Origin of the sequence: Halobellus sp. EA9, assembly GCF_051195055.1 — an archaeon.
GTDB classification, from domain to species: Archaea; Halobacteriota; Halobacteria; order Halobacteriales; family Haloferacaceae; genus Haloquadratum; species Haloquadratum rubicundus.
Genome location: NZ_JBNTJW010000030.1, coordinates 1 through 6,220 on the forward strand (window position 1 = coordinate 1; position 6,220 = coordinate 6,220).

The window sequence follows — 6,220 nt, forward strand, 5'->3', positions numbered from 1 at the left end:
AACATCCATCCAGACGCTTTCTGCGAACGTAACCTCGTCAGTCGTGACTATCAGCTGACTCAATGGGAACTACCGACTATCTTTACCGCAAGACACGATCTCTTTGATCAATATACAGACTGGGCCAAGGACCGAAACCTTCGCTGTCTAACTCTCCCATCTTTCCATAACGACTGCGAGACAGCGAACGGAGATCACGGAAAGTCGTGGCAAAATCGGGTGCTGGATACATATGAACAAACGGGGCTGCTCCCGACTGAAATACACCGGAGAGCCGATGATCTATTTGATGAACCGCTCCCTTGTCAGCGGGAAGGCGACTGCTCCTACTTCGAGGCCCGCGACTTTGATCCCAAGGAATTCGACGTTCTAATTGGACACTATCGACACTCTCACGTCCCCGAGCGAACCGAAGGCCGATACGTCGTATTTGATGAATTTCCAGAAGGGGACTTCTTGGCTCAATATAGTGCGGAAACTGTCTCGAAAGCAGTCAAGACCTATCTCGATACCAACGACGATCTCCCTTTCTCGTATCTGAAGGATCTCAAGGAATTTCGTCGTAATACCGAACACAAGCAGACAGGGATCGAGTGGTTTGAACAGTACAACCCGACGCTCAAGCGCGACGTAGACGGGGCTGTGACGGCTCCAAGTGGAAACGGTCATCCTGAAGCCCCGATGATGACATACGCGATCCTCGCGGCGAAGGACCTTGCCAACAGATGGGAATATGCCCGGCTTCCCGATGGTCGAAGAGCCGTTGTTAATCCGAAGGACGAGTCTCTTACAGTCCTGAACCGACCCACACTCAAAGGCGTCGAAGGGGTGATCGCGCTTGATGGAACCCCGACAGTCGAGAAGTGGCGGTTAATGCTGGGTGACGGCCTCCGACACCACCCTCTAATGAGTGATACAGAAAAGAAGGGATACCTGCGGAATACGCTCGGTGTCCGCGTAATCCAGACGACGGTAGCGGCAAATCACTACTCGGGGCGCTCGGCCATTTCTGTGACACCGGACGTGGATCTCGTACTGTTTGAGGGCGTCAGTCTTCGTGAGAACGTCCGGCCAGCACTCATCACCTCGAAAATTGCTCTGGATAAGTACGAGGAGAACGGATTATCCGAAATAGTCGGGGAGACAGAACACTACGGCAACCTCAAAGGCAGTAACAAGTTCGCAAATACCCGTGTAGGAATCGTAGCCGGAAGCCCCCATTACGGCGACGACCATATCAAACGGTGGTCGGCGCTCGCCGGTGAATCGGCCCAAAGAGGAGACGACAAGGACGGGATCCGGCTGAAAGGGATGGCACAGGATTTTGGCGACTACGGGAACCGGATTCTCCACGGTATGAGAGAGAATGAAGTTTTGCAGGCAATACTCCGATTCGGCCGGGACGGTGGGGGTGCGACTGTGTATGTCCATACAGCGGCCATTCCCGAGTGGGTAAAACGAGACGGTGCAGTACCGGAAATTCGGGTGTGGCCACCGGGGATGTATCAGGTACTGGAAGCCATCAGAGAGACGAGAGACCGGGAGTGGCGGACCAGCGATATTACGAGCCGGGTCTCGGTGTCCGAACAACAAGTCCGAGAGCATTTACATACGCTCGCCGAGTTCGGATTTGTCAGTTATCGTCGAGAAGGAAGAGGATATACGTGGTCGGATGAATCGCTTAGTGAAATCGGACAACGGGGCCACGTTCAATTCTCTGACTAACGTGGGTGTCTGTAAGAACCAGTCGGTCCAAGTTCCGAAAGTCGAACATATAGAGTTATTATATGTAGGACTTGTTCAATCAATTTGAGTGCGGCGAGAACTCGTCTGCCATTGCTGGGTGGAACCGCCTTCTCGTCTGTCCCAAATTTCCTGAATATACCGCCTATGTGCGCGGAAATTTCCAGATTTTGTCGAGTCGAGTTACGTCATATACCGATATTCAAAATCAAGTGGTGTTGTAACCTCTATGATTCACATAATACCTTGAAAACTGATATATTTGCCAATGGCTATATTTACCAACTGAGACAATGACTGACATAGCCATAAGCGGATCATATCCACTTGGAGGGAAGGCAAGAAAGGAAAGGGAGACTTACAGAGGGATAGGATAGAATGGATGGGAGGCCCTGTATAGGAACTATCAGTATATCTTATACATCTATACCGGAATTATCCTAATCAGGACCCTAATTCTGCAAGAACGGCGCTGTACAGTTATGGGTAAGTAGGATCTTGGTTAGATCAAACCCAACACTGGCCCTAACACTTGATCCTAACGCAAGACTCCTGTGCTGGCCTATGAGAGCCATATACGGGGACCTGAAGCGGCACCAAATGGGGGAGAGAAGAGTGAGAGAGAATCGGGATCCCACCAGACGGCCTGTGAGGCTCGTGGTGAGGTTTTATAATTCAGATGATGGGAAACCACTCGGACAAAAAGAAAACTCAACAGGGAGAAACCTCGTTCGTCTGAGAGGAAGCCACGGGTGATCCGCCGGCAAAATAAGCAAATATCGGTGAAGGCGATGGAACGAATCCGACTTTCTGGACCCACACAAAACATACCATATATATTATGTTTTTATTATACTATCTGGAATTAGGAACTTGGACACGTTGTCTTTCTACCTCACTCGGGATCTTCAGCGAGTTCATACAGTCCCTTGTGTAGCCGCGTGACGTACCCGTGTTCGGTTAGCCGTTGGAGTCGGTTCCGGACGTGCTGGCGAGAATAGTCCCGTTCTGCGGCGATATAGGCCGGCGTACAGCGTCCCTCGCGTAACATCTCCAGTATTGCTTGGTCGGTTGGGCTAAGGTCAATCTCGGCCATATCTGTCGTTTAGCACTACTCTGCTATGAGTCTTATGTATATATGCATACGTTCGTAATAGTTATATACAGACCGTCTCCTACAGGTAAGTAGGAAGCCCGGTTCTCGCCGCAAAGGGTGGCCCCGTGCGCCAACACGGGACCGGTGCTTCTGAAAGAGACCCAGAAGCAATGACAACTAACGACAACACGGCTGAAAAGCGTACCGTCCTTGATCAACTCGACTTCGACACCAAGACCGCAAAGCGGGTCGCGTGGAGTGACTGGGAGTTCACAATTGTCGCTCCCTTTGAAATTGAGGTTTGTAATGCCAGTTACGGCCCCCTCAAGGATGAACACACCTACCGCGTAATGATCGACGAGCAGGGTGTCCCGGGCTCCTGTTCCTGTCCCGGATTCAAACAGCACCACAGCCCGAACGGTAGAGTCGGGAAGCATATGCTGGCCGTGGCGACGGTCGGCGGTCAGACACTTCTTGACGCGGCGGTGGAGTTCCCGCCGCACTCGACGCCGTCTGGCGAGACCGAGACCACGACGATGGCGGAGAAACTGAAGCCCGATGGCGGGGAACCGGAGACCTGTCCGAACGGAGACCCCAAGTGCGACGGCCCCGATGGTGACGATCTTCCCTGCTTCGATTGCTACCAGCACCGGGAGTGACAAAGGCGGAACGTCCTTTTCTTGTAGGAGAACTGTTGAGAACCAAAGTATTGGCTTGCCTTCCCGCAGTTAACGGACGAGCCGAGCCCATCTCCCGATAGGAAGCCACCCGCATATTTATTGAACCCTCTTCTTCATATGTCGGTAGTCCACCAGCAATAGTATGTCATCTAACTCCTCCACCGTCCCCACCGAATTTGTCGCAGAATCCTTCGAGACCGCTGTTGACGAAGACTCCCGAGATCGGATCTTAGAGGTCATCAACGACGCCGTCTCGAACCTCCGGGAGCAGATGGACAAGGATGAGACCGTGGAGAACCTCTTGCGGGCCGATCCCGGTTCCTATGTTCTCACAAGCAGTATGACGAGAGACGGTCTCCAACCGGAGTCATTCACGCAGGACGCTGTTATCAATCCTCTTCTGGACGCTCTGGGCCACGACTACGCGACCGAAGCCGGCGGCCTGTCGGGGGGAAAAACACAGGTGGCAGACTATACTGTCTCCCTCCGAGACCATCCCGAAATCGACTCAACCCGGTTGTTGATCGAAGCCGAACCCATCAACAAGGACCTTGACAGCCGGAAGCACGGGATCGGGCAGGTACGAGACTGGCTTAGTCAGCGCGAATTTGAATCCGACTTCGGGTTTGCCACGGACGGCCTCCGGTGGGTCTTCGTTCGGTACGACCCCGACTCATACACGCACAACGTCATTGAGGAAGTGGACTTGCGGCCGGTCTTTCTCGCACTCTTCGAGAATCAGACTGGGGACCGAGACAGTCTCTCGGAAGCCGTCTTCGACGCAGACTTACAACAGGTTACACGCTTCATTCGGACTTTCCATTTCGAGAACTTCGTTTCTATTGCTGGAGACGCCCAACAAGTCCTCAAACAGAAGAAAGAGGAAATCACCGACGAGTTCTACGATGACTACATCCGGTACGTCTTCGGGATCGTAAGCGACGAGGAAACAACGGCCCGCTCGCTCGTCGGGGACGGCGTCGTTACCCCGGAAGGGGCCACCGAGGATCAAGCCCGCCTGTTCGCTGTCGAACTGATGAACCGGCTGATCTTCATCAAGTTCCTCGAAGACAAGTCTCTGGTCCACCCTGACCTGCTCAATACGCTCAAAGAGACATACGAGAGTGGGGTCTATGCCGACTCCTTCTACGGGGAGTTCTGTCAAGCCCTCTTCTACGACGTGATGAACAACAAGCCGGACGGGCGGCCTGAATACGTCCAGAACATCGACCTGTTCCAGAATATCCCGTACCTCAACGGTGGCCTGTTCCGGCCGACGATCAACGGCGACGAGTTTGAGGAAGCCGATTTCGACGTTCGGAACTCGGTTCTGTTTTCGATCATCGACCTGCTGGAACGGTACAGTTTCTCCGCAACCGGCTCCCCGACCGACCTCGATCCAAGTGTTCTCGGGAACGTCTTCGAGAAGACTATCAACTATCTTACCAGCGATAACGAGGATAGAAACAAAGAACTCGGGGCTTACTACACGCCAAGTGAGATTACCCGATTCTGTGCCGAAGAGACTGTTCAGCCGGCGCTGTTAGATCGGTTCCAAACCGTGCTGATGGAGGAGCGAGATTGGCCTGAACCCGAGGTTGAGAAGTTCGATACAGTATATGAACTGATTGATGATATACCCAGTAGTAGGGATCTTATTAGTGCCCTTCTCGCCGAAGTGAACGAGTTCCGCGTTGTGGACCCTGCCTGTGGTAGTGGACACTTCCTTACCTCCGTTCTTGAGGAAATTGTAACGGTCCGAAAGGCCCTCTGTACTCAATATGAAGATGAAGAAGACGACAACGAACTGTGCCCTGATCAGTATCAATTAAAGAAGACGACTGTACTGAATAATATTTATGGGGTTGATTTAGTTGGGCCGGCTGTAGAGATTTCCAAACTCCGGTGTTGGCTATCTATCATTTCGGAACTACAAACCGGCAACGTGGATGATCTCGCTGAAGATGACGCTCTCGCACTCCCCAATATTGCGTTCAATCTACGAGAAGGTAATAGTCTGATCGGATACACGGGCTTCCCTGAAACGACGGACAACGGAGAATATACACTTGGTAGTTTCAGCGAGGATAGTGTCCGAAATCGGTATCAGGGTATAATAGAGGAGATTGAGAAGCACGAGCAAGCAACTGACAGTAAATCCGCTAAGAAGCACCGTCGCCGCGCATTCGATAAACTGCGAGAGGCCCGCGAAGAACTAATTGAGGATATTCACGGTGACTTCGTTGAGGCTGGTACAGAGAATGTATCTCCAGCAGACGTTGAGGCAATGGACCCGTTCAATTGGGTTCTGGAATTTGCGGAGGTGTATGCGGAGGGAGGGTTTGACGCCGTTGTTGGCAACCCACCGTGGGATCAACTCCGGCCCAACCGAGAAGACTTCTTCACCCGATATGATAGCGATTTTCGGACCTACTCGCCCTCAAAGAAAAACAGAATTCAAGAGGAATTCTTAGAAGATGATGAAATCTCCAGAGCGTGGGAAGAGTATCAAGAGCGTATTGAGGTTCAAATGCGCTACTTTACTGACGGGCCGAATTATCGGCTCCAGACACCAACTGTAGCAGGCCGGAAAGACCCCAATGAAAACAACTTAGCCGGGTTATCATTCGTCTTTAGCTAAGACTCACACCTCGGTTGTGTAGCGGTAGCGAGCGTTTCTTGTAAGATTGGTCGTTGTTGG

The 6,220-nt window shown here is 52.2% G+C and carries 3 protein-coding genes and 1 pseudogene; 3 read left to right on the top strand and 1 reads right to left on the bottom strand.

What is annotated here, in order from left to right; all coding sequences use genetic code 11:
• The coding region (locus tag ACQUQ0_RS17395; RefSeq protein ID WP_435186991.1) for a hypothetical protein at positions 1-1,725 on the top strand (1,725 nt) is incomplete at its 5' end.
• Positions 1,726-2,638: 913 nt separating this feature from the next.
• Here ACQUQ0_RS17395 and ACQUQ0_RS17400 read toward each other — a convergent pair.
• Positions 2,639-2,839 carry a helix-turn-helix transcriptional regulator gene (locus ACQUQ0_RS17400; RefSeq protein WP_435186993.1) on the bottom strand — a complete coding sequence of 67 codons (201 nt, stop codon included), beginning with the start codon at positions 2,837-2,839 and terminating at the stop codon, positions 2,639-2,641.
• Between the two features lie 170 nt (positions 2,840-3,009).
• Between ACQUQ0_RS17400 and ACQUQ0_RS17405 the strand changes: the two genes are divergently transcribed.
• Entirely contained in the window at positions 3,010-3,498 is a 489-nt protein-coding gene (locus tag ACQUQ0_RS17405) for a hypothetical protein (RefSeq protein ID WP_435186995.1), read from the top strand.
• 163 nt (positions 3,499-3,661) lie between these two features.
• Positions 3,662-6,142: pseudogene (locus tag ACQUQ0_RS17410) on the top strand (Eco57I restriction-modification methylase domain-containing protein); the annotation flags it as partial.
• Positions 6,143-6,220: the final 78 nt, after the last annotated feature.